Origin of the sequence: Rhodococcus jostii RHA1 (genome assembly GCF_000014565.1) — a bacterium.
Classification (GTDB): Bacteria; Actinomycetota; Actinomycetes; order Mycobacteriales; family Mycobacteriaceae; genus Rhodococcus_F; species Rhodococcus_F jostii_A.
The window spans coordinates 688,875-711,793 of the sequence record NC_008268.1; the positions used below are offsets into that span (position 1 = coordinate 688,875).

The following is a 22,919-nucleotide window of genomic DNA, read 5'->3' on the forward strand; positions in this document are numbered from 1 at the left end:
GCGGATCAGTGGTTGGGGCTCACTGTTGCGCGGCCGCCAGCGTGGTGTTCAATGTCTTGCTCGGCCTCATCACGGCGTCGGCCTTCTCGCTGTCCGGCTGGTAGTAGCCGCCGATGTCAACCGGCGAGCCCTGCACCTCGATGAGCTCCCGCACGATGGTCTCCTCGTTTTCGGTCAACGCCTCGGCAAGCGTGGCGAAACGTTCCGCCAGTTCCTTGTCCTCGGTCTGCGCGGCGAGTTCCTGTGCCCAGTACAACGCGAGGTAGAACTGGCTGCCCCGGTTGTCGAGCTCGCCGGTCTTGCGCGACGGGTTCTTGTTCTCGTCCAGCAGCTTGCCGGTCGCCGCGTCGAGCGTCTTGGCCAGGATCTTGGCGTGCTCGTTGCCGGTCTTGATGCCGAGGTCCTCGAAGCTGACGGCCAGCGCCAGGAACTCACCGAGCGAATCCCATCGCAGGTGATTCTCCTCCACCAGCTGCTTGACGTGCTTGGGCGCCGACCCACCGGCGCCCGTCTCGTACATGCCACCGCCGGCCATCAGCGGCACGATCGACAGCATCTTGGCGCTCGTGCCGAGTTCCAGGATCGGGAACAGGTCGGTGAGGTAGTCACGCAGGATGTTGCCGGTCGCGGCGATGGTGTCCATCCCGCGGATCAGCCGCTCCAGCGTGTACCGCATCGAGCGCACCTGCGACATGATCTGGATGTCGAGGCCCTCCGTGTCGTGATCCTGCAGGTACAGCTCGACCTTCTTGATCAGCTCGTTCTCGTGCGGGCGGTACGGGTCGAGCCAGAACAGCACCGGCATGCCGGAGTTGCGTGCCCGGGTGACCGCGAGCTTGACCCAGTCGCGGATCGGCGCGTCCTTGACGGTGCACATGCGCCAGATGTCACCCGCCTCGACCTGCTGGGTGAGCAGAACCTCACCGGTCTCGACATCCACGAAGTTGGCGTCGCCGTCCTCCGGAATCTCGAAGGTCTTGTCGTGCGAGCCGTACTCCTCGGCCTTCTGCGCCATGAGCCCGACGTTGGGGACGGTACCCATGGTCGTCGGGTCGAACGCGCCGTTGGTCTTACAGAAGTTGATGATCTCCTGGTAGATGCGCGCGAAGGTGGACTCCGGCATTACCGCCTTGGCATCCTTGAGTCGCCCGTCGGCGCCATACATCATGCCGCCCGAGCGGATCATCGCGGGCATCGAGGCGTCCACGATGACGTCGCTGGGCGAATGGAAGTTCGAGATGCCGCGGGCGGAGTCGACCATGGCCAACTCCGGACGGTGCTCATGGCAGTCGTGCAGGTCCTGAATGATCTCCTCGCGCTGCGTGCTGGGCAGCGTCTCGATCTTGTCGTACAGGTCGACGAGGCCGTTGTTGACGTTGACGCCCAATTCGTCGAACAGCTTCTGATGTTTGGCGAAGGCGTCCTTGTAGAAGGTCTTCACCGCGTGACCGAAGACGATGGGGTGCGAGACCTTCATCATCGTCGCCTTGACGTGGAGGGAGAACATCACGCCCGTCTTTCGCGCATCCTCCATCTGCTCCTCGTAGAAGTCGAGCAAGGCCTTCTTGCTCATGAACATGCTGTCCATGATGTCGCCCTCGCCGAGGGCGAGCCCCTCCTTGAGAACGATCGTCTCGCCGCTCTTGGTCACCAACTCCATCCGGACCGTGCGCTGCCGGTCCAGTGTCATCGACTTCTCGCCGTGGTAGAAGTCGCCGTGCCGCATGTGCGCGACGTGGCTGCGCGAGGCCATCGACCATTCACCCATGCTGTGCGGGTGCTTGCGGACGTACTCCTTCACCGCCCGGGGTGCGCGGCGGTCGGAGTTGCCCTCACGCAGGACCGGGTTGACCGCGCTGCCGAGGATCCTGCCGTAGCGCTGCCGGATATCGCGTTCCTCGTCGGTCTTGGGGGCTTCCGGAAAGTCCGGAATCTGGTAGCCCTTGCCCTGCAGTTCCTTGATGGCGGCCAGGAGCTGCGGCACAGACGCGCTGATGTTCGGCAGTTTGATGATGTTGGTCTCGGGCAGTTGCGTCAGCCGACCCAGCTCGGCAAGGTTGTCCGGGACGCGCTGCTCTTCGGTGAGGCGGTCGGGGAACTCGGCCAGGATCCGCGCCGGTACCGAGATGTCGCTGGACTCGACCTCGATGCCCGCGGCACCGGCGAAGGTGCGCACGATCGGCAGGAAGGCGTAGGTCGCGAGTAACGGCGCCTCGTCGGTCAGCGTGTAGATGATGGTTGGATGCTTATCGGCGCTCATGGTTGTTCTCCCGCGTCAGTTCGTTCCGAGGTCGATAGGCTCCTCGTGAGGCTATCGGTCTCGCGTCGAGTCCAGGTTAGGTGCGACATCATCAGAGCATATTCAAGCGCCCTATTTGGATTCACTGCGACCATTTGGTTCACCATGCGAACACTCCGCGGTCAAGTGCGCATCGATCGCGTTCACCTCATTTCCGGCAGCGGTCACCGACCCCACCACCGCCGGACCTTCCCCACCATGCGCTCCACCGAGGCCGGGCGGCGCAACCGCGGACGACCGGATCCGGCGATCCGTGCGTCGGACGGATCACCAGTCGGCGATCACCGGAACGACGCGGTCGCCCAAGAGTTCGAGGGGCGTGATCGACGCGACGTCCGGTACCCATCCGTGGACGTGGGTGACTCCCAGCTTCGACAGGTCCTCGAGCTGACCCAACAGTGTGTCCACGTTCTGTCCGCCCGCACCCGGGTGGAGTGGGAACATCACGGTTTTCTCGATGGCGTCGTAGTCGGTTCCGAGAGCGTCGCAGTGGCTCTTCAACACCTCCAGCTTGTGCGCGACCTCGGGTCCCCCGAACAGGTTGCAGGCCTGTGCGTACTGCGCGACCAGCCGAAGCGTCTTCTTTTCACCCCCGCCGCCGATCAGAATCGGCGGGTGTGGGCGCCGTAGCGGCTGCGGCACATTCATCGTGCGGCCGAGCTGGTAGTGCTTTCCCTCGAACGGTCCGTCGTTCTCGCTCCACATCTGCAGGCAGATCTGCAGTGTTTCCTCCAGTCGTTCGAAGCGTTCGGCCGTGGGCGGGAAGTGGAGCCCGAGTCCCACACTCTCGTCCTCGTTCCAGGCGGCGCCGATTCCCAGGTACGCCCGCCCCTTGGACAGGACGTCGAGCGTGGTCACAGCCTTGGCGAGAAGGCCTGGCTCGCGGTAGACAGTGGCGGTGACCCAGGCCAGCAAATCCACCTTCTTCGTGACGGCAGCGAGGTAGCCGAGAGTGGTGTAAGCCTCGAGCATCTCGGTGTCGATCGGTCCTACCGGTTCGATCTGCCAGAGGTGATCCATGACGCTGATCTTGGCGAAACCCACGTCCTCGGCGGTGACGGCAATGCGAGACAAGTCGTGCGCGAGGGTCGACGGTCCGTCCGGAAAGGTGAAGTCGGCGATGTGCAGTCCAAGTTCCATAGCTCCACGTTAGGCTTGTCGGCTACGACTACCCAGGGATCGTCGATACCACCTTGGCCTGCCGATCGCCTGGTAGAGGGTCTCGGAGTCCTGTGGCTGTGGACGGTCCGAGGTGTGCGACGTGCTCGGTCTTGTACTCTCGCAGCGAGTTGCACGGATGAGGGGCGAACTGGATCTCTTGTCCACAAGGATCTCCTCCTAGCGACCATCCCGAATGGCGTCCACCTGCAGGCGAATTCGACCGTATCGGAAGAATGTCGAGCGATCCGTGCCCTGTTCGACCGATTCTCGTGATCGAGCCCACCGCGTTGTCGCACTCGCCGCCCACACACCGGCTTCTGACTGCAGCACAGTGCTGGATACGGATACACTCGAGCCGATCACTCGAAATCGCTGCGCGCCAACGACTAACACCCGTCCGGGCTGCGTCCAGACCTGCGCCGAAACCTGCACTGAACACGCCTGCGCCTAGTGATCACTTCCACCAATGCCGTCTGCGATGCGGGACAACGACGTCGTCGAAAGCCGAAGTGTCACCGGCACCCCACCGGCGACGCCTGTCCGCGAGACGACGGACAGTACGGCGACGCTCGCGACGGAGATCACGAGCATGGCCCTCACCGTCGTGGCACAGCGAGCACGAGCAAATCCCGGTGCCCGTGTACGCGAAGGCCCAGAAGCACTTCGTCGCGGGCAACCAGGCCCGACCTCCCTGAAACCGCTCAGGGAGGTCGCAGACGTCATGGCAGTCGGCGTGCCACGGTTCAACGGCAAGTTCGCCACGGCGAAGGCGAACCCAAACAGGAGAATGTGCATCGGTACGGGACAAGGCAGTGCCTTTCAGCGCTCATGCGCCCCGGCCCGCTACCCCCGAATGAGGACGGACCGGGGCGGCGATTGGAGCACCGCATCCCTCGCCCGCCGAAGCGGGCGTCGCCATCCATAGGAACTCATGCACCCATCCTTGCATTCACCTACGACAGACCCGAGCCGCCTATCACCCCGTACACCGCGCCGATACCTGTGATTCAATCTCGTCATGCGCAAATCACTGCTGGTAGTCGCGTTGATAGCGTCCGGAACAGTTGTCGCGGCCATGCCCGCGGGGGCGGCACCGACGCAGCCGTCCTGGTCGGGCGAGTACTCCGTGAAGCGCTTCGCTGCGACGAAGGACGGCACGAGCTTGGCCGCGCGGCAGTGGGAGCCCGACTTCGCCGATACGTACACATTCGAGACCAGTTGCGCGGACGACACCTGCGTGGCCACCGTGACCGATGGGCCCACGCCAGCCAACCCGACACTGCCGCTGCCGCCGCAGTACACCTGGGACGGGACCAGCTGGGTCCACACCTACGACTGGGAGTGGGACTGCTACCAAGGCGAGGGGGTGCCGAAGGTGTGGGCACCGGCGCACTCGGTTGCGTACTACACACCGCAACCAGACGGGACGCTGACCGGTTCCTGGCGTACCGATATCGACAGCGGCCCGTGCGAGGGCTCGGTGATCATGGACGTCGCGGCCTACCCCGTCGCGCCGCCTCCCGGACCATTCGGCAGCAGTTCATAGGCACAGACGCCTGTACCACCCCCGACATCGGGGGTGGTCACCCATAGGGGCCTGTTGTGTTCACCCGTTGGCCCGGCGGTGCCGCGGGATCGGGAACAGCAGAGCGCTTCGCTCGCATCACCGCCGTGGGCGGTGCCGCAATCGATGCGGCCGAGTCGCATCCGAGGTCGGCGTGACCGAAACATGCGCCAATGATCCGGCGCGACCGATTCTTTGCCGTGATTGAGCCACACGAGCTGCGCCATCGTACGCACCGCCGATGGGTAATCGAGCTCCCCGCCCTCCTCGCGAAGACAGCCCACCATTGCGGGTCAGCGCCGGACTTCGACAGGCTTCCCCCTTCGACCGGCTTGCTTTGTGCTTCGCTCGGGAATATGTACGAGCCATCAGACACGCGTCAATGCCTCCCCCATCGTGCGGTTGAGGGTGCTGAGCGAGCGGACGGCACTGCGAACCGGCCCCGGCGTGGTGGTCGACTGCAGCATGACGTCGGGTGCCGAGGTTTCGGTGAGTTTCTCTGGAGGCTCTACGTGCTCGCCGGCGAGTGCGCGTTTGACGTCGGCGATGGTTGCCTTGGTGACATGGGATGCTTGGCGCAATGCCTTCGTGGTCTCCTGCGACGGTTCGCTGTCCGGTTCGCCGCGGGAGGCGCTTACCCCTGCTCGGGCGAGTGCATGAGACGACCGATTGCTGACCGTCATGATCCGCAACAACCGTTTCGCTCCCCGGCGAGTCCGCGTCGTCGGTCCCATTTCCAAGGGTTTGCCCGCCGTGACAAGGTCCTTCAGCGCGTTGTCCAGCTTCCGGATGTCGGCGACGAGGTCAGTCTCGTGGCCTGGTTGGACGACGGCTCCGATAGCGGTGTCGATGATGGCAGTCATCTGATCGAGGTAGTCGTCGATCTTCGAGATCATCGTCGATCTCGTTCCGGTGGAGAAGATGAAGTACGCCGCCGCTATTCCGACCAGTCCCCCGGCCGCCGTTTCGTAGATGCGCAGTTCGAGTACCTCGATGCTGAATGTGCCGAGCAGTCCGTACAGCATCGCAAGCATGACCGTGATGAAGAAGGAGAGCAATGCGTAGGCGACCGTGACGAGGTAGAACGCGAAGAATACGCAGACGACGAGCAAGAGCAGCTGCAACGGCTGGTTGTTTCCGACCACCGCGGACAGCACCACTCCTGCAAGAACTCCCGCGATGGTGCCGACCACGCGGTGGCCTGCGCGCGAGAGAATCTCACCGCGGGTAGACGCTCCGGTGAAAACGAGGAAGGCCGTCAGGACCGCCCAGTACCAGCGGTCGGGCGAGATGAGCTCACCGAGAATCGTTGCAGCGCTGGTCGCGACGGCTACCTGGATCGCCGCTTTGGTGCTCGGATTCCATCCGGTGTCCGTTTCTTCGTCCTCGTCCGGCTTCTTCCTCGGCTCGGAATCTGTTCGGAGGGCATTGTTGGTGATGTGATGGATCGCGATGTGTGCCTGCACTGCTCGCATCGCGACGGCGGTCGCGATACCCGCCGGGGTCGATGGATCGGACTTGTCTGCGGCCGCAGCGGCGAGGCGTCGGGCAGCGCGGAGTTGGTCGTCCGACGGATTGTTCTGCAGGCACGATCCCAATGCCGTGGTCGCCTGCCCCAGCGAATTCGGCCACGACTTGTTCGGGTCGAGCGCCCACAGCGCGCTGACGAGTTGTTCGGTAGCGATTTGCGCATCGAAGATACGAACGGACAGATCATCATTCGTGACGCTCAGGAGCTGAGCTGCATCGTTGCGGTCGAGCCAGTCGTCGATCATCAGCGCGGTGCTTCCGAGCCGATCGAGTTTCTTGCGGAGTAGATCGAGATTCCGATCACCCCTGTTCAGCGCCACCTCCAGCACGTCGATCGACGCGGCCCGCAGCGCCCGAACCAACCGTTTGAGTTCGAGCCCGGGCCGGTCCGGCAGGATCACCGTACGGACGAGGAGCGAGATTCCGACGCCGGCGACGATGGACACGGCGAGGATGGGAATCTGTCCAGGCTCGGCCCGAAGGAAGAGCGCGAAGAAGTAGCAGATGAACGCGACCATCCCGAGAGCCGTCCCTCGCGGGCCGTAGCGCCGCACCCAGACGGCCGCGAAGAGCACCGCGATGAAACCCACATCGGCGACCTTCCCGAACTGTGACAGCACCGCGGACATCGACACCGCTGCGATTGCCGGGAACACGAGCAGCAGTGTCGTGATCACCCTGCTGTGCTGATCCCTGTCCTTGACCGCCGCCGAGGACTGCATCGCGACGACCGTCCCGAGCAGCGCGACGGTGAGTGGCTGACCGATCACGTCGGAACCCGGTAACAGCACCACCATCGCGAGCACGACGGTGATCGTCGTGGCGGTTGCGGCACGGAGCCGCAGCCTGCCGGGATCGGAGACCGCGAGAAAACGGACAGTCTCCTGTACGAACCGAAAAGCCATTCACCGATTGTGCGCCTTCGGCACCCGCGCATCCGTCATGACACCCCTACACATCGTGGTGCTCTGCGATATCTCCCCGAAGTACTTCCTGTCGATCGTTAATCCTATGCACTGTAGGTTGATTCGGTACGTATTCGCGTCTTACCTATCGCGGTCAGTCTCGGAAGACATCGCCACCGATCTCTTCGAGATCTACCGCGCCTTCGAGGAAGAGCAAACCCGGCCGGCGAACGACGCTTGGACAAGCAATGAACCGTCCTACGCTGCGCCGTGTCACCTCCTCCATGCGAGTCTCAGCCATTCACCCACCGGTACCGCATGTCGGAGGGGCGGGACATGAGGAACTTATCGGGCTCCGAGGCCACCAGCGCCACCCGCTCTTCCCGGGGGAAGCCGAAACCCATGATCGTGTCGTCCTGGTAGAACGCCGCGTAGACCAGGCGTCCGACCCGGAATCTCACCTCGTCGCGTACGAGCGCCTCATAGGAACGAGGCAACGTGGCGGCGATCGCCCGGGCATCGTCGATCGTCACCCCCATCGGCGGCGCAGCACCTCGGCGGTGCCGTGGTCAGCGGGCAGGAACGCCTCGAGGTGCAGCTCGGCGAGCGTCACGTCGGCGGCGGTCGCGAACGACGTGAGCGTCGTGATGAGCCGGAGGTCGCCATCGGCCGAGCCCAGCTCCAACGGCACCGCGAAGCCCAGCACCTCGGCCCCCTCGGGCAGCGGCGGAAAGGTAGGACTCGAGCTCGGCGAGCAGCGCCTCCAACGCCGGGTCGGGGCTCTGCGCCAGCTGAGCCCGCAGGTGCTCGGTGATGTGCCGGCCCCACTCCGGCAGGTTGCGCACCCAGGGCGCGTTCCCATCGGGGTGCAGGGCCAGGCGGAACACGTTGACCGGTGGCGCGAGCAACGCGGGGTCGACGTCTTAGTAGAACATCTCGAACGCCCGGTTGGCGGTGACGAGGATGATGCCGTGGGGCCGCACGACCATCGCCGGGTACGGGAGATGACCATCGAGAATTGTCTCCAGCGCCTGGCGAACCGGGCGGAGCGCCTCGTCGTCGAGCGGTGATTCCGGGAACGCTGGGGCGAAGCCGGCAGCGAGGAGCATCTCGTTGCGCTCCCGCAGCGTGAGCTCCATCGACTTCGCCAGCCGCAACACCATGCCCCGACCCGGGCGGGAGCGGCCCTGTTCGATGAAGCTCCCGTGCCGCTGGGTGGTGGCCGCCCGAAGCGCGAGATCCAGCTGACTCATCCGGCGGGCCGTTCGCCAGCGCCGGAACTCACTCGGAAACCGCGTCATCACCGATCAATCTTCGCTCACCCCCGGGGGTCGATGCCATTACTTCCAGGGAGTTGCCGGCAGTGACTCCGCGGCAGACGATACGGCCATGACCGACACAGCAGCAGTCATCGATCAATACAACGCCGCGTTCCTCGAACGGGCACCCGACAAACTCATCGACCTCATCGCCCCCGACTGCGGGATGGAGGGCACCGGCCCGGAGCCCGACGGCAACCGAGGGACGGGCTAAGACGAATGCCTCGCGCGGGCTGGCAGGGATTGGCCTCCGATCCCGCCATCAGGTTCACGGTCGAGCACGTCGACATCGACGGCGACCGAGCCGTCATCCGCTGGAGGATCACCGGCACCGAGAACTATCGGGGAGTGAATCTCATGCGCGTCCGCGACGGGAAGATCGTCGAGGCGCTCAGGTATGGCAAGCGGCCCCAGCAGGCCGTGTCGAGCCGCCGGGTGGTGCCCTGCTCGGCGGACCCGCGACAAACGGCGAACGCCACCGTCACGGGACATCCTCGAAATTCGAGGAACGTTTCGGACAGTCCCAAACCCACCCAGCAGCCGCCGCAGGAGCCGTCCTCGGCGCCGGTCCCGCCGACAGTCCCGACCAGCTGAGACTCAGCGGCCGCGCGATGCTCTTCGGCTCCCGCGAGCGCTCACTGTGGGTGCTGGGCACCGGGATGCTCTCGTCGTCGAGAGCATCGAGAACATGGAGCCCGGGCACAACGTGATGCACGGGCAATGGGACTGGATGAACGACCGTGTCGGTGTGCTGCGTCCGACCTCACTGTCGCGAGTCGGCTCCGGCGCGGCCGTCGAGCGCCAGCCCGATCCTCAATGAGGCGATGCGCCAGGCACGCGGACCGGCTAGAGGCGAGCGGCGGCGAACTGTGCAGCCGCGATAGTCATCCCGTTCGCGGGATACAACGCGTGCGCGACATTGGGGCGTCCCAGAGGGGCCCCATCGCAGATGTTGTCGCCGGGAGCGCACAAATCGATTGTCTTGGGCCCGAACAGCGGCCCGACAACGATCGGCGGACTGCCTGCATCATGCATAAACCGATCCGAGGGTTTTCCGAAGAAGACGACCGCGGCGACGTGGCTCGCCACATCCGGCGACAACGGCCCCGGTAGGCCTAGCTCGGTAGGTAATCCGGCTGGATTTCCGTCCGCGGTGACGAACCCTGCCACAGCCGCGCCCTGAGAGTAACCGCCGACCACCATCCTTGTGTTGGGGCAGCTTGTCGCCATGAACTGAATCCGAGAATGCATGTCCCGCATCCCGTCGACGAAGGTGTGGAGAAACGCTTGCCTGTCATCAAAATTGCTAGCGGCAGGGTAGTTGACGGCGTACACCCCGATGGACCGCGCGCCCGCGAACAAACGAAGCGATTCGACGAATGAGAGTCCTGTGATGCCCACGCCATCCGGTTGATCGGTACCCCGGGCGAACGCCACCTCGACATCGGGACACGGCTGGGCGGATGCGGGCGGGGATTCGACGGGTACGCCGAGCAGCGCTGCAAACGTCAGCACCGCCGTGCACAGGAATCGAGCGAGCGTGCGTGTCGCCATGAGGTAAACAGTACATTCAATACCGGACGCGATCATGCTTCATTACCGACCCCGGGAAATTATTCTCCCCCGACAGGTCGATCACCGCATCTCGACCGCGATGAGAATTGAGGGTTGAAGCAGGTGTGGAAGGTCCGTCGAATGCTCAGCCATCCCAGTCGATCGGATTGCCAGAACTACAGGGTCAAGTGCCCGCACAACCTATTTGCACCCGGCCAAAAGTATTGCGTTGCTGCAACGTCCACACTGCCGTCTAGGCGAATGACATTGGCAGACAATAACCAGCGGACCGGCACACCAACGCCTTCCAAGGCCGGTTGAACCCAGAGGAGATGGAGGCGTCAGGTACACCGAACTTCCGGCCCGCTTCGTTACAACAACGCATCCGCATCGGCACGGTGGCCGTCCGAGAGCGAGCGCGCCACACACGACGTCCCCGCCTCATGGGCCGACCCCGGGAGCGTGTTGCGGCACCGGATCCTCTAACCTGGCGGGTCCGAACACGCAGAGCACGAGGTAGAACAACTATGGCCACCGACTACGACGCACCGAGAGTCACCGAATCCGACGAGACGGACTCATCCCTCGAACAGCTGACCGCCAGCCGGAAAGCCACCCAGTCTCCGGTCGTGGACGTCGAGGACACCGACACCGCCGAGTCCTTCGAGCTGCCCGGCGCCGACCTGTCCGGCGAAGAATTCACCGTCCGCGTCATCCCGAAACAGTCGGACGAATTCACGTGCACCAGTTGCTTTCTGGTCCATCACCGCAGCCGCCTCGCCGACGATCGGGAGCTGATCTGCCGGGACTGCGCCTGAGAACGTCCGCACATCCGACACCCCGCCTCCAACGGCTGATGTGTCCGGCTTCGACGCACATCGCCCATCGAGCGCCGGCCAGGATGGTCAGGTCGGCGGGTCGAGGATCCGGACCGACCGCGGAAGCGGCTGTACCGCAATACCGCAACGCCTCGCCGCCGCCGCGAAAGACTCCGGGCGGGGATCCACCGGCCAGGACACCTCACCGGCCGGACCGAATACCGCGGCCGCATTCGCCGCCCCTCCCGTGGTGAACCGCGTCTGGTACCGGATGCCGTCGAACTCGACATCGAACGCCGTCGCCCATGCCCGGGGAACGTCGTACGGAGTCATCGAACACAACTCGCGGGTGAGCCCGAACGCGGCAGCCGCGTCAGTACAGGTGTCCGCAAGGTCATGGGTGCCCGGTACCCGCAGAGTCGACAGTGCCCGCTCGGCCGCGAAGTCGTGGGCGATCACCCCGAGCGATGCCAACGCCTCCCCCACCGTCTCCCGGATTGCCGTCGTCTCATCGAATCCGACGTAGCAAGTACCCCGCGGCGCGAACAGATCGAAGCGTCCGCTACCGGACGAGGAGAACCACCACGGCCCATTCGAGACCCGGTGACCCCGCTTGACCTGCCTCCTCCCGGTCAATCGCCAACCAGGAAACCCGGTAAGTGTGCGTCGTCCGGGCGCTCGCGGGGCAACGCCCTCCCGGGTCACGCCGCCCACCGCTGCACGTCCGCACGGGCCGCTGCCAGGACCGGGTCGACCCGGCCACCCTCGGCCAACCAGCCCACCGCGGTCTTACCGCCGAACGCATCCTGCGGTGCCCGCAGCCACAGCGCACACGTCCACGGGTCCGCCACCGCACGCAGGACACGCCACACCTGCACCAGCGCCGGGTCCACCGTGCCACTGCTGGTGAACTGCCACACCGGATAGACCCATTGCCCCTCCTCGAGTTGGCACGCGATCACCGCGTTGGTAGCGACCTTCTTGCTCACCGCCTGCCGACTGACACTCCACCACCGAGTCAGGCCGGCCGTGTCGTAGAACGGGCCCACGACCTGGTCATAGACATGATGGGTGGGAAGCGCGGCCGACATCGCATCCGCGATCGCCTGCACGTCCGCGAACGCATCGGTGGGCACACCAGCCGCAGCCGCCGCAGCGAACGTACGGTGCACCCGCCGCGAGAGCTCCTCCATCAATTGCTTCTCCTGCTCCACCAGCGACGTCATCACCACTACCCACCCTTCGCGTCAACCTTGTCAACCACAATGATGACCCTCTGGGTCAACCGCGTCAACCAGAGTCCGAGCGGTCCCGGTGCACATGCACGATCGGTTTCGATCTCGAACACCGCCGCTCAGCGTTCGGTCGAGTCCGTGAGCGGCGTGGCCGGCGCTCCTGCGAGGCTGCAGAGCGCCGGGCGGTCCGAGGTCTAGACCCCCGACAACTCGGCCGCGGTGGCAGCATGAGAGCTAGTAAGGCTGGAAGTGGGCCGCGCTGATTCGAATCTTGGCCGTCTAACGGCGAGGCCGACGCCATGGACACGGAACCGTGTGAGATCTGAATCCGAATGAAGGAGCGCCAGGAAGATGACAACCATGAGGTCTGTCGTTGCCGACATGTTGGGCGAACCGTCCGAGGTTCTGCACCTGCAGACCCGCCCGCTTCCGGAGCCCGGTCCCGGCCAGGTCCGGATCCGGGTGACAGCAGTACCTGTCCATGCCAGCGATCTGCATACAATCCGCGGCAGATACGGATTCACCCCGGAGTTCCCCACCGTGCCCGGAATCGAATCCGTCGGTGTGATCGACGAACTCGGTAGCGGCACAGTCGGTCTAACCGTCGGGCAACGCGCCATCACGATCGGAGTCACGGGCACGTGGCAGGAGTATGTCATCGCCGATGCCGGGCGGGTCTTGCCTGTTCCCGCCGGCATGAGCGAGTCCACGGCCGCCCAGATTCTCGCCAATCCGCTCACCGCCGTGATCTTGACCGCTGATGAGCTCGATGTTCGACCGGGTGAATGGCTCCTACAGACCGCGGCCGGTTCAACCGTGGGCCAGTCGGTCGTCCAACTCGGGGCGTACGTCGGCTTCAAGACCCTCAACGTGGTCCGTCGTCGATCCGCTGTCGAGGACATCCTCGCGCTGGGGGGCACCGAGGTGATCTGCACGGAGGATGAAGACCTGCGCGAACGGGTGGCCGACATTGCGGGCCACGACGGCGTGGCCAAGGCGATCGACTGTGTCGGCGGTCAGGTAGGTGCGGACGTGTCGCGTGCGCTCGCCCCGAATGGTGAGCTGGTCGTCTACGGTGCGCTGTCCACGCATCGCCAAACCGATCCCGACAAACTCACCATCCCGATCTTCGCGCGTTCACTGATCTACGAAACCAAGACCGTTCGGGGATTCTGGCTGTTCCGCTGGCTCACCGAGACCCCGAGGGAACGGATGGCCGCAGCAATCGACCGGACAGTTCAGCTCGCCGACAGCGGCGCGCTGCGCGTGCCCGAGGGCCGGCCGATCCCCGTCGAAAATTTCAGCGAAGCCGTCTATCTGGCCGAAGCCCCCCAACACGGGGGAAAGCCGTTGCTGGTATTCGAACGGTAGGAGGCAGACGCCGCCCTTCGACGAGTAGGCGCGGCCCACCTCACGGGCGGGGCGGCGGCCCGGGAGGGCGCGCCGGGCACACGTACCCCGAGCCGGCGGAAAGCCGTAGGACCGTCCGTTGAAGATCTTCGTCCCGGGGCGCTCACCGGTGGCACGTTCACGTGTGCGACTCGGGATGCACACGATCTGGGACCACTGGCCGGAGCGTTGGCCGAGTGGGAGTCACGTCTCGCGCCTCAGCCTTCCGGTTCCTCGCCCCTTTCCCAAGTCACCTGTCGACGACCTTTCGCACCACGCCGTCGATCCCACCGATCCACCCTCGACTCAGTCGCGTAATCCGCGCAGGCGCAGGCTGACGAGCGCCGCTTCTCGAGGATCTCCGCGCACAGCAACAGATGGACTGCAGGAACGATCAGGACGACGGTGCTACATCGATCCCGATCCGCCGCAGTAGCCGGCTTCGGCGGTGGGGGTCGCCGCTACGAAAGTGCAACGAGCGACTTCGTGCCGTCGACCCGGGAGATCCAGCTACCCTTCCATCAGTGACGCAGGTCACATCAATCCGGGGTTCGGTCGGCGTAACGCTTCCGGCCCTCCCCGACACCGTTCGAATAGCCGCAGACGCTGGGCCCGCGGCACCCGAATGAGGACCACCGATCACCATGAGCACCACACAGCTCCACCCGAACACCCACCCCGCCACCAGCACCTCCCCCTGGAAGCGACTCGCCACCGCCGCCGCCGCGACCGCCGCACTCGGCCTCGTCCCGGTCGCCGCCGCCAACGCCACCACCGCACCGCCGAACGCCACGCAGCCCGCCGCCGCCGTCACCCACGACAGCCCACTCGACCGCGACAACGACATCCAACAGCAACACCAACACGACCGTCAGCGTGACCAGCGGCAGGACCGCCGCGCCGACACCCTCGTCCTCGACCAGATCCTGCTCGACGGCTGAAACAGCAGCACCCCGCTGTAGCGCAACCCAGCCGCCGTAACCCCGGGAGCCGAACAGCGCACAGCTGTTCCCCAAACCTGGGATGACGGCCCGCACCCGACATCCCCCGCGTCCCCGACACCCCGCGAGAAGGCAACCATGAACACCATCGAACCCCCCGCCACCGAGGCGGTCACCACCACGGCAACAACATTCGGCAGCACCGCCGACCTGACCAGCGCGCTGATTCGCGCCGCGACCGCCCACGGTCAACACGAAACGCGCACCGGCGCAGCGGATCCGAACTGGCCCGACTGGTACGCCGCCTACATGGTCGCCGAACAGGCGGGGACGGAGCCGCCCCTCTAACCACCCTCCACACCATCGACCGACCCCCACCCCGGCACCACCCCACCAAGGAGAACGTCATGTCCACGATCCACCTGCACCAGACCACAACCGCCACACCGGAACAATTCCTCGACGCACTCACCGACTTCGGGCCCGGCCGCCAGGCGATCTTCGGCAACAGCGCCGACGACCACCTCCAGGTACACGAACTCGACACCACCCACGCCGACGTCACCGAAGGCTCCGGCGGGGCCTGGGAACGCCTGCACTACGACTGGACCGACCCCCACCGCATCGTCATGACGACCACCGACTCCAACCTGTGGGGCGGCAACTCCGGCCACACCTACACCCTCACCCCGCGCCCCGACGGCACCACCGACATCGACGCCGTCGTGGTCCGCGACGGCAAAAACCTCAAAGGACGAGCACTCGCAGCCGTGCTCGGCGTCTTCGGCACCCGCGTCCTGGGAAAGGCGTTCGACAACACCATCGCCGCCATCGAAGCCCGCAACCACACCCCACGAACGGCAAACAACACCTAACCCAGAGGGCGCCGTCGAGCACCGCAACCACGGCGCCCGGCGGCGTTCAGGGTCTGGCCTTCGGCCAGCTGGATCGTTTCGTCGATCACTCTTGTGCTGCCGGGATTGACCCCGACACGGCAGCCGCTGAGAACGCGATGTGTCCCAGCACCCGGGGGCTTGGAATCTATCGGTCGTCGCAACACCGACAGTTCAGGGTCACGGTGGGGCCCAGGTGTCCACGGCAGGGGGCGACGCTGGACACAGGGGGTACATCTGCAGGGTCTCCTAGATCCTGCCCGCTCCGTCGGTAAGCGTTCCGTGGCTTCCATGACGGTGTCTATTCGCCGTCGGACCAGCTGACGTGCTGGGTCAGACTCTCGATACGCCAGCCATCCGATGTGCGGAGCATGTAGTTGGTGTACGAGCCTCGCAGCAGGAAGAAACCTCCCTCGGCGCCCTCGCGGTAGTGCTGCGCGTACATATACGAGTAGCAGAGCGCCCGGTCGGAATCGTTTTCATCGAACTCGATGACGTGGTTGGTGCTGAGGTGCTGAGTTGCCGTGTAACCGCCGAGCGCCTCGCGAACAATGCCGACCAAGTCGTCGCGGGCGAAATCTGCTGCAGGCATCCCGTTCTCGGAGTAGTCGGCGTGCACGGGATCGGTGAAGCAGTCGGCGAACATCTCCCAGTCGGCACGGTCCACGGCCATCGCGTATTTGATGACCCGCTCGCTGATGAGGGCGCGGTCTTCGAGCTGGCGAATTCGTGATTCGAGATCGGTGGTCATGGGAAGTCCCTCCAAAGGATCACGCCATTTTCTTCCAAGGCCCCAACCGTACGACTCGAGGACGACTTCGATGCCCGCCCAGCTGCGGCTTCGCGAGTAAGCCATCGAACCTCGACCTCGTCACGTCAATGCCGAGGTCATGGAATTCCTCCCGCTGCGCGCGCGACCCTGATCCGCCCCGTCTGCAGCGGCTTGCCGAAGAGGTCGTCACAACGACCATTTCATGACTGATCGATGATCGATGAACGACTGGCGGCAAAGTCGGGAGGTCGCAGTGATGTCGAGCAGACGAGAACCAGCGTGTGGGGTTCGAGGTGGCCAGGGGCAGAAGGGCTCGCAGGCCACGAATGCGCGGGGTGTCTAACTTGTCCGCGGGACCGCATCCGGCGAGTGCGGTCCTCTGACCAGGTCGGCAGCGCCGGTGGCCACCCACGGAGCCACTACCGCGACGGCCTTGATCGCACCGGACCGTCCGATCAGGCGGGCGCTGCAGATCCCCACCAGGAGGTCGCCGGTGTCACTGGCGAGCCCGGCCCCCGCCCAGCGGCGGAACTCGTCGCGCCGGCCCCGCATCCGGGCGAGAACCGCACCCCCACCGAGGACGAGGTCGCGGACCCCGACCGTCCGCATCAGCAGGGCGTTCGTACCGTTGCCGGCGTCCTCGCGAGGCAACACGACGGTCGGCGCCGCGATGAGCAGCACGCCGACGCCGATCCGGGCGGACGCGAGAAGCAGCGAAATATCGACGCGCGCAGTCATGATGAGGACAATATCGCCAACCGCAACAAGGTGGCGTCGTCGAGTAACCTCCGCAGTAGCCACCGACAACCGTCGTGCTGAGACCAGGTGCGGGCCGAGGCTCGGAATCGCAGTCGCCGCAAGCCGCATCGGCTCCGCCGCCAGCACCTTCCTGCTCCCGATCGTCGTGGCCCAGTACGACGTCAACGTGGCGCTGATCGCGTGCGTCGTCGTGTTGACTCTCGGTGGCCTCATCTGCTGGGCCTGGGCCCCGGAAACCGGTACCGCGTCTCTCGGTGAGGTCGCCGAACAGGCGCAGAAGGAATCCGATGACCACATCCACCACTTACCCGGCCACCCGGCAGCCCGCCCGGATCGGCGCGGCCGCCGCCCGGTCGTGGCGGCTGGTCCCGGCCGACAAGCCGCACCGATTCGCCCACGCCGAGCAGGTGAGAACGGACGCGATGATCCTCGACCTCGAAGACGGGGTCGCTGCCGGGCTGGACCACAGCCGCGCCATCGCCGACGCCGACGCCACCGCACGACTGGCGTTCGGGGTAGGTGAACTACCGGTGTGACCCGGAATCGGCTCCGACCCGCTCGCCCTTGCGCTCCCCCGCTCGGTACTATGTCAGCGAGCAGTCGGAGTGTCCGGTCGGCGATCGTCGGCGTACATAGCTTCGATTCTCGCCTTGATTTCGGCGGTGCTCATCGCGCTGGTCCGCCTCAGAGTTCTAGGTGCGGACACGGAAATCGTCGGAGTCGAGGGTGTCGCCATGAGAATTCTGCCTTCGTCGCTTTGTGGGGGCGCCGCCGTGAGCGGTCGCGTGGTTTCCAGCAACCACGCACACATGTGATCTGATTCACACGCAGATGCGTTACATCTTCCGGTACCCCGCGACGACTGAGTGCATTCGTACACCGGGCCTTCGCCGCCCCGGCACTCCGTGCAGCACGCCAAGAGCACTTCCGCACTGTTCAGGGACCTGAATAGGCCGGGACATCGGCGGTCGCCCGTGAAGCCGGCGATCGTCGCCGGCATCATCTTGCTGGTCGTGGCGCACCCGGGTGAGAGCTTGTCCGATCTCGAGCGACCAAGGGGTGGGACCTGCCGAGTTCGAGAAGGGTCCGCAGGTACGCGACTTCCGCTTCGGTCGTCACTTCGTCGAGGTGGGCACCGATCGACTTCGTAATGTGCCATCCCGCAGCATCTTTCAAGTAATTCGATCACGACGCCCCCGAAGTGCTCCCACCCCCGAGCGTGCCCGTCCAGCAGTCGCGCAAGCTGGCTACGCCTACGTCACGCACAAAGTAACCATCGAGCTCAGACTGATCAGGAATCGAGAAGCGACTACTCACGTGCGGCATTAACGTCACTCGCATGAACATCGAATCCCTCGCCCTCGAATCCCCCGACCCCACCACCGCGAAAGTCTTCCTCGCCGCCCTAGGCGTCGACGCATACTTCAGTGCCCGCGACACGGACGCACCGACCACCGGCTTCCGCGGTTACACCCTCTCGCTCGTCGTGTCCCAGCCGAACATTGTCGACGCCTACATCGGGGCTGCCCTCGAAAATGGCGGAACCACAGTCAAACCAGTCAAGAAAAGCCTGTGGGGGTACGGCGGTGTCGTGCAGGGCCCCGACGGAGCGCTCTGGAAGGTCGCGACATCGTCGAAGAAGAACACCGGGCCGGCGACCCGGCACATCGACGACCTCGTCCTGCTGCTCGGCGTCGAAGACGTCAAAGCCAGCAAGCAGTTCTACCTCGACCACGGGCTGGAAGTGACGAGAAGCTTCGGTCGCAAGTACGTCGAGTTCGCCACCGGCCCGAACGTCACGCTCGCGCTCTACGGGCACCGCGCCCTCGCGAAGGACGCCGGCGTCTCCCCCGACGGCACGGGCGCCCACCGGATCGTCATCGGCGGCGACGCCGAACCCTTCACCGACCCCGACGGCTTCACCTGGCACACAGTGTGAATCGGAGAAGTTCTCGGGTGCGGGCGCGACCTGGAACCGGTGCTTGTCGTCACCGGTCCAGGCCGCCGACACCGACCACCCCAAGCCTTTCCACCGGAAGCGCGCGACGGCAGGTGCCACCACGCATCCAGTTCGGTCGACACGGAAAAACACATGTGGCGTGGATCACATACCCGCAATGCGACCGACCGGCCGATTTACCATTTCCTCGCGCCACTACAGACCGAGTACAAATCGCCGATGCAATCTCCGACGCCCGAGAAGACATTGGCCAAGGCAAACCACCCAGGCGCACCGGCGCGGACCCGGTCGTCCGATGGAGAGCGCGGCGGCGGCTTGTTGCACGTCCCGGCGAGGCCCGGCCGGAGCGGAGAACACTCCGACCGGGCCGCTTCGGCTCACCGAGGGGTTCACCGCACTCTCGGACGATTCCAGGACGCGCATGCCACGGCAGTCGAGAGGCTCCGGAGACACGGAAGCTGGATAGCCCGAACCAGAGTTCGCGCGGTCCCGGTCTGCGCCGTCCTCACCCGATACAGATGAGTACACCCACAACCACGACTGCGACCAGCGAGGCTCCGCCGCAGATCAGCCACGCCCGCGTTGCGAGCTGCCGCCACTGATCGCACCGACCAGCCACTTCCGCGACCGCGACCGATCGCCCCATGTCCGCGTCGGAAGGCTGCGGCCCCGAGAGGCGGCGGGCCTTCGCATCCGCCCGTGCCGCCACAGCGAACGAGACGGGGACCACCAGCAGCGCAATCACCAGTAGGCCAACCATCGCACCCGTACTCGTCCCGAGCATTCCCATTCTTCCTTCCACACCACACGACGCCCGTGACTGGTGCCGTAAATCGATCACCGGCCCCACGGGCACAACCAATCCCCCGTCAGCTATATCGCCGAACCGCCGCCCGGTGTTGCACTCCGGCCTACCGGCACCGGCGAAGGACCATAGGCCACAGGTGCCTATACACCCGGTATCGGGAACTTCCACATCGCCAGGACGATTACGCCCATGACCAGTCCGGCACACACCACGGTGCCAACGACACTGACACGCAACGCATCCAGTAAATCGGCTCCCAGTTTCTTGCTGATCCGTGCCATCACGATTCTTCCTTCACGTGCAGAGATTTCCGACCGCCACGTCGATGACGGTGCACCACACACAATCGTCCGACGTCGACACCTGCACAACGGCCGAATCACCTACACCCATACCCGCTTTTGGGTCCCATGCAGGGGTGTAACCACACCTCATTCCCGATCACCATGCTTCCCGAGAGAATGTGCCGTGTTCTATGTCACACCGCTGTGCCTGTTCTTTGCATACCGAGCAGTACGCTGCGCAGGCACCGAATGATCCGCGAGCAACTCGCCGCGTGCCTCGATTCCGCAGACAGCTCCGAACGACGGCCGGACATACTGCGGCACAGCCGCATCCGCGTACCGATACGTTGAATTCCCACACGATGAATTGAGAATTTCGTCCGATACCGCAGGACTCCCGCCGATCAGAATTACCAATTCACGCATACGCCTTATACAACCCCGAAAACACTTACTGGTCGGTAATACTGAGTGAAGAAAATTATGCAATGGCGTAGATCACACTCCCTGGACTTCCGCGCCCCGGCTCACGAAGATCACTAATACGCCGCTCGTCACTACGCGCGGTTTGTCCGTGTAGCGCCCCTGCCAGCTGACACCGATCGTTGGCGGGGGCTGCGCTTGGCTGCGCCACAAGATATCCGGCGTCGCCACGCTCCCGGACACCCCCTTTACCCGCGCGACTCCTGGACAACGAACCAGTCACCGGCGCCCGCAATCACGTCCTGCTCACTCCTGCCCGCATGCCCTGCCTCGCGCCCAACACCCCGTCCGCGTTTGCCCGGTACGCCACCGGGGGATGCTCCCGGGAAGGACGACCCCGTCGTCGAATCACGCGAGAGAGGCAGTTCGATGAACGCTGTCACGACCGGCATCGTTGCAGGTGCCGCAGGCACCACGATGCTCGACGCCGTCACTTACCTGGACATGGCGATCCGCGGCCGCCCCGCAAGCACCATTCCGGAGAAGACGGTCGAGTCCGTTACGACCGCTCTGGGCGTCGCGATACCGGGTCGCGGTGACGCGCTGGCGGCGCGACGGTCGGCGTTCGGTGCGCTCGGTGGGATCGCCGTCGGCACCGGACTCGGCGTTGCCGCCTCCCTCGTCCGCCGCGCCGGCGCCCATCTGACCCCGGCCGCCGGAACGATCGGGATCGGACTCGCCGCGATGGCAGCCACCGACATCCCGATCGCCCTGCGCGGCATCAGCGACCCGCGGCAGTGGACCGCCCAGGACTGGCTCAGCGACCTCGTGCCACATCTCGTCTACGGCGCCACCGTCACCACAGTCCTGCGGCAACAGGACGTGGCGACGGGACACCAGAGGGACCGGGCGGCGGAACGGTCGAGCACTGTCCGGTCGGCCGTCATCGGCGTGGCCAGCGGTCTCCGCAGTTCCACGGGCATCGCGGCGGCACTGCTGTCGGGCGCCCCGGGCTCGGCGCACCGGGCCCGCCTCATTGGCGCGACGGCGCTCGTCGGCGGCGAACTGGTCGCCGACAAGAACCCGAACGTACCGTCGCGCCTCTCCCAACCCGCGCTCACCGGACGCCTCATCGCAGGCGGCGGAGGCGCCGCGGCGCTGGCCCACCGCGACCGGGTCGACACGGCGTCAGCCCTGATCATCGGAACCGTCGGTGCCCTCGCCGGCTCCTACGGCGGCGCATGGTGGCGGCAGTGGGCAGGCCGGCGGATGCCGGACTGGCAGGCCGCGCTCGCCGAGGATGCTGTGGCGCTCACCATGGCGGCGGCCGCACTCCGACGTCCCGCGCGGTCCTCGTCGGTCAGCGCGTCGAGGTAACGCGGCACCATTCCGCCGGACAGGGCTCGGCTTCACGCTCTGATCGTCGATATCCCGCATCGTGACGTCGGACAAAGCCGGTCACTCGTGCGGGGATGGATCGACCACCTCGCATTCCTATCGCTCGATCCGAAATCACCGTTGTCCTCCGATTGGGGGACAACGCATTCATCCTCCAATGGGCCCGGCCGGCGGACAGACGGCCGAGCTGCGGCGAGTCATTGTTGTCAGGCGCCGGAAACGTTCCGACGCATACCGGCCAGGGCCCGGGATGCGACAGCGGTGCAATTGCGATCGCGAAAGCCGCCGCCGCGTCGATCGTGGTCGGACAACCCGAGGCCGAGGGGACGACCGTGGGACCGCCGGTGTCACAGACACAGTTCGACAAGGTGCAGCGCCTGATCCAGACCGGCATCGATGAGGGCGGCACACTCGTCGCTGGTGGGGTCGGTCGCCCGGCAGGACTGTCCACCGGTTACTTCCTCCGGCCCACCGTCTTTGCGTACGTGACGAACGATATGACCATCGCGCGCGAGGAGATCTGCGGCCCGGTCATGATGCTCATCGGCTACGAGGACGAGGCCGACGCAATCCGCATCGCGAACGACACCGCCTATGGGCTGTCCGGGATGGTGTCGTCGAGCGATTCGTCGCGGGCGCGGAATGTGGCCCGACAGCTGCGGACGGGAATGGTTCATCTCAATGGTTCTCCGCTGGCCTTCGATGCGCCGTTCGGCGGTTACAAACAGTCAGGCAAGGGCCGGGAGTTCGGCAAGTTCGGCCTGATGGAATACGTCGAGGCCAAGACGATCTTCCGGGGACAACGACTAACCAGAACCGGCCGTGAACGGCGCCCCCCAGAGTGTCCGGGAATGAGTAACGCGGAGGCGGCGGGATGTGAACACGGGTCTTCGGCACAACGAAAGAA

At 65.2% G+C, this 22,919-nt stretch carries 24 protein-coding genes and 3 pseudogenes; 13 read left to right on the forward strand and 14 right to left on the reverse strand.

What is annotated here, in order from left to right; translation table 11 throughout:
- Window positions 1–19 precede the first annotated feature (19 nt).
- A complete protein-coding gene (locus RHA1_RS02995; protein ID WP_009473244.1) occupies window positions 20–2,260 on the reverse strand; it encodes an NADP-dependent isocitrate dehydrogenase in 2,241 nt (746 codons plus the stop codon).
- A gap of 306 nt (window positions 2,261–2,566) precedes the next feature.
- Window positions 2,567–3,439 (reverse strand): LLM class F420-dependent oxidoreductase, encoded by an 873-nt coding sequence (locus RHA1_RS03000; RefSeq protein ID WP_011593872.1) that lies wholly within the window; start codon window positions 3,437–3,439, stop codon window positions 2,567–2,569.
- A gap of 1,039 nt (window positions 3,440–4,478) precedes the next feature.
- On the opposite strand from RHA1_RS03000, the gene RHA1_RS03005 reads away from it, so the two are divergent.
- Window positions 4,479–5,006: an Rv2253 family sensor-like surface protein gene (locus tag RHA1_RS03005; protein ID WP_011593875.1), complete on the forward strand. Its 528-nt coding sequence runs from the start codon at window positions 4,479–4,481 to the stop codon at window positions 5,004–5,006.
- Between the two features lie 386 nt (window positions 5,007–5,392).
- Here RHA1_RS03005 and RHA1_RS03010 read toward each other — a convergent pair whose 3' ends face one another.
- The 5 genes and pseudogenes from RHA1_RS03010 to RHA1_RS53200 all read right to left on the reverse strand — a co-directional run bounded on the left by RHA1_RS03010 (window position 5,393) and on the right by RHA1_RS53200 (window position 8,712).
- The gene (locus RHA1_RS03010; protein ID WP_011593876.1) at window positions 5,393–7,459 is read right to left on the reverse strand and encodes an FUSC family protein; all 2,067 of its coding nucleotides are present in this window, start codon (window positions 7,457–7,459) and stop codon (window positions 5,393–5,395) included.
- A gap of 293 nt (window positions 7,460–7,752) precedes the next feature.
- Window positions 7,753–7,998, reverse strand: a complete 246-nt coding sequence (locus RHA1_RS03015; protein WP_011593877.1) for a hypothetical protein — start codon at window positions 7,996–7,998, stop codon at window positions 7,753–7,755.
- Window positions 7,989–8,165: a hypothetical protein gene (locus RHA1_RS53190; RefSeq protein ID WP_009473252.1), complete on the reverse strand. Its 177-nt coding sequence runs from the start codon at window positions 8,163–8,165 to the stop codon at window positions 7,989–7,991. The genes RHA1_RS03015 and RHA1_RS53190 overlap by 10 nt, the downstream gene beginning before the upstream one ends.
- A 79-nt stretch (window positions 8,166–8,244) precedes the next feature.
- Window positions 8,245–8,346 (reverse strand): annotated as a pseudogene (locus tag RHA1_RS53195) (transcriptional regulator); the annotation flags it as partial.
- 36 nt (window positions 8,347–8,382) lie between these two features.
- Window positions 8,383–8,712 (reverse strand): XRE family transcriptional regulator, encoded by a 330-nt coding sequence (locus RHA1_RS53200; protein ID WP_337464686.1) that lies wholly within the window; start codon window positions 8,710–8,712, stop codon window positions 8,383–8,385.
- A gap of 136 nt (window positions 8,713–8,848) precedes the next feature.
- On the opposite strand from RHA1_RS53200, the gene RHA1_RS51565 reads away from it, so the two are divergent.
- The 3 genes and pseudogenes from RHA1_RS51565 to RHA1_RS49240 all read left to right on the forward strand — a co-directional run.
- Window positions 8,849–8,992, forward strand: a complete 144-nt coding sequence (locus RHA1_RS51565; RefSeq protein WP_011593879.1) for a hypothetical protein — start codon at window positions 8,849–8,851, stop codon at window positions 8,990–8,992.
- Between the two features lie 5 nt (window positions 8,993–8,997).
- Entirely contained in the window at window positions 8,998–9,372 is a 375-nt protein-coding gene (locus RHA1_RS51570) for a nuclear transport factor 2 family protein (protein WP_011593880.1), read from the forward strand.
- A pseudogene (locus tag RHA1_RS49240) lies at window positions 9,369–9,517 on the forward strand (acyl-CoA desaturase); the annotation flags it as partial. The gene RHA1_RS51570 and the pseudogene RHA1_RS49240, both read left to right, overlap by 4 nt.
- A gap of 107 nt (window positions 9,518–9,624) precedes the next feature.
- On the opposite strand, the gene RHA1_RS03035 reads toward RHA1_RS49240, so the two are convergent.
- Complete coding sequence (locus RHA1_RS03035; RefSeq protein WP_011593882.1) at window positions 9,625–10,368, reverse strand: cutinase family protein; 744 nt, start codon at window positions 10,366–10,368, stop codon at window positions 9,625–9,627.
- A 491-nt stretch (window positions 10,369–10,859) separates the two neighbouring features.
- On the opposite strand from RHA1_RS03035, the gene RHA1_RS03040 reads away from it, so the two are divergent.
- Window positions 10,860–11,150, forward strand: coding sequence for a DUF4193 domain-containing protein (locus RHA1_RS03040; RefSeq protein ID WP_011593883.1), 291 nt, complete (start codon window positions 10,860–10,862; stop codon window positions 11,148–11,150).
- Window positions 11,151–11,237: 87 nt separating this feature from the next.
- Here RHA1_RS03040 and RHA1_RS03045 read toward each other — a convergent pair whose 3' ends face one another.
- The gene (locus tag RHA1_RS03045; protein ID WP_237723883.1) at window positions 11,238–11,786 is read right to left on the reverse strand and encodes an RES domain-containing protein; all 549 of its coding nucleotides are present in this window, start codon (window positions 11,784–11,786) and stop codon (window positions 11,238–11,240) included.
- A gap of 65 nt (window positions 11,787–11,851) precedes the next feature.
- Window positions 11,852–12,376 (reverse strand): hypothetical protein, encoded by a 525-nt coding sequence (locus RHA1_RS03050; RefSeq protein ID WP_011593885.1) that lies wholly within the window; start codon window positions 12,374–12,376, stop codon window positions 11,852–11,854.
- A 369-nt stretch (window positions 12,377–12,745) separates the two neighbouring features.
- On the opposite strand from RHA1_RS03050, the gene RHA1_RS03055 reads away from it, so the two are divergent.
- The 4 genes from RHA1_RS03055 (at window position 12,746) to RHA1_RS03070 (ending at window position 15,590) form a co-directional block, all read left to right on the forward strand.
- Window positions 12,746–13,756, forward strand: a complete 1,011-nt coding sequence (locus RHA1_RS03055; RefSeq protein WP_041810997.1) for a zinc-dependent alcohol dehydrogenase family protein — start codon at window positions 12,746–12,748, stop codon at window positions 13,754–13,756.
- 662 nt (window positions 13,757–14,418) lie between these two features.
- Window positions 14,419–14,715, forward strand: coding sequence for a hypothetical protein (locus tag RHA1_RS03060; protein WP_011593888.1), 297 nt, complete (start codon window positions 14,419–14,421; stop codon window positions 14,713–14,715).
- A 138-nt stretch (window positions 14,716–14,853) separates the two neighbouring features.
- Complete coding sequence (locus RHA1_RS03065) at window positions 14,854–15,063, forward strand: hypothetical protein (protein ID WP_011593812.1); 210 nt, start codon at window positions 14,854–14,856, stop codon at window positions 15,061–15,063.
- 59 nt (window positions 15,064–15,122) lie between these two features.
- Complete coding sequence (locus RHA1_RS03070; RefSeq protein WP_011593813.1) at window positions 15,123–15,590, forward strand: hypothetical protein; 468 nt, start codon at window positions 15,123–15,125, stop codon at window positions 15,588–15,590.
- Window positions 15,591–15,909: 319 nt separating this feature from the next.
- On the opposite strand, the gene RHA1_RS03075 is transcribed toward RHA1_RS03070, so the two are convergent.
- Together RHA1_RS03075 and RHA1_RS03080 are read right to left on the reverse strand one after the other, a co-directional pair.
- The gene (locus RHA1_RS03075) at window positions 15,910–16,359 is read right to left on the reverse strand and encodes a nuclear transport factor 2 family protein (protein ID WP_009473268.1); all 450 of its coding nucleotides are present in this window, start codon (window positions 16,357–16,359) and stop codon (window positions 15,910–15,912) included.
- Between the two features lie 360 nt (window positions 16,360–16,719).
- Window positions 16,720–17,118: a hypothetical protein gene (locus tag RHA1_RS03080; protein WP_041810999.1), complete on the reverse strand. Its 399-nt coding sequence runs from the start codon at window positions 17,116–17,118 to the stop codon at window positions 16,720–16,722.
- 308 nt (window positions 17,119–17,426) lie between these two features.
- Here RHA1_RS03080 and RHA1_RS03085 point away from each other — a divergent pair, with 308 nt between their 5' ends.
- Together RHA1_RS03085 and RHA1_RS03090 are read left to right on the forward strand one after the other, a co-directional pair.
- The gene (locus RHA1_RS03085; protein ID WP_011593891.1) at window positions 17,427–17,675 is read left to right on the forward strand and encodes a citrate lyase subunit beta; all 249 of its coding nucleotides are present in this window, start codon (window positions 17,427–17,429) and stop codon (window positions 17,673–17,675) included.
- An 803-nt stretch (window positions 17,676–18,478) separates the two neighbouring features.
- Entirely contained in the window at window positions 18,479–19,078 is a 600-nt protein-coding gene (locus RHA1_RS03090) for a VOC family protein (RefSeq protein WP_011593893.1), read from the forward strand.
- Between the two features lie 526 nt (window positions 19,079–19,604).
- On the opposite strand, the gene RHA1_RS03095 is transcribed toward RHA1_RS03090, so the two are convergent.
- Window positions 19,605–19,883: a hypothetical protein gene (locus RHA1_RS03095; RefSeq protein WP_009473274.1), complete on the reverse strand. Its 279-nt coding sequence runs from the start codon at window positions 19,881–19,883 to the stop codon at window positions 19,605–19,607.
- A gap of 164 nt (window positions 19,884–20,047) precedes the next feature.
- The gene (locus RHA1_RS50320; protein ID WP_016880811.1) at window positions 20,048–20,188 is read right to left on the reverse strand and encodes a hypothetical protein; all 141 of its coding nucleotides are present in this window, start codon (window positions 20,186–20,188) and stop codon (window positions 20,048–20,050) included.
- Between the two features lie 855 nt (window positions 20,189–21,043).
- Between RHA1_RS50320 and RHA1_RS03105 the strand changes: the two genes are divergently transcribed.
- Complete coding sequence (locus tag RHA1_RS03105; RefSeq protein WP_011593896.1) at window positions 21,044–21,991, forward strand: hypothetical protein; 948 nt, start codon at window positions 21,044–21,046, stop codon at window positions 21,989–21,991.
- Between the two features lie 284 nt (window positions 21,992–22,275).
- Window positions 22,276–22,822 (forward strand): annotated as a pseudogene (locus tag RHA1_RS45645) (aldehyde dehydrogenase family protein); the annotation flags it as partial.
- Window positions 22,823–22,919: the final 97 nt, after the last annotated feature.